We start from the raw sequence: 281 nt of genomic DNA on the forward strand, positions 1-281 counted from the left end.
GAATTTCGCTGATCGCGGCAACCGCCTTGTCTTCTTTCTTCCATTCACGCATACGGCGTTCGATCCCGGCGATCTGCTCGTCCAGTCTCGCCAACCCGTTCCACTGTTCACGCAACGTATCGATCAGTGCCGCCGGCAGACGCTCCGCGAGCCGGCCAAGTGCCGCCAGTATTTCCATGTCCAGTTTCGCTCGTCCCCGGCTCATCACCTCGCCGTATTCCGCCAGCAATCCACGCAGTCCGTTGCTCTGCATCGTGCGGAATTTCACCAACTGCTCGCGC

The 281-nt window shown here is 60.1% G+C and carries 1 pseudogene; it reads right to left on the minus strand.

Going from position 1 to position 281, the window contains the following annotated elements:
• Positions 1–281, minus strand: a pseudogene (locus tag HZI36_RS26765) (IS110 family transposase); the annotation flags it as partial.

It is taken from the genome of Burkholderia guangdongensis, from assembly GCF_013403875.1.
Taxonomy (GTDB): Bacteria; Pseudomonadota; Gammaproteobacteria; order Burkholderiales; family Burkholderiaceae; genus Burkholderia; species Burkholderia guangdongensis.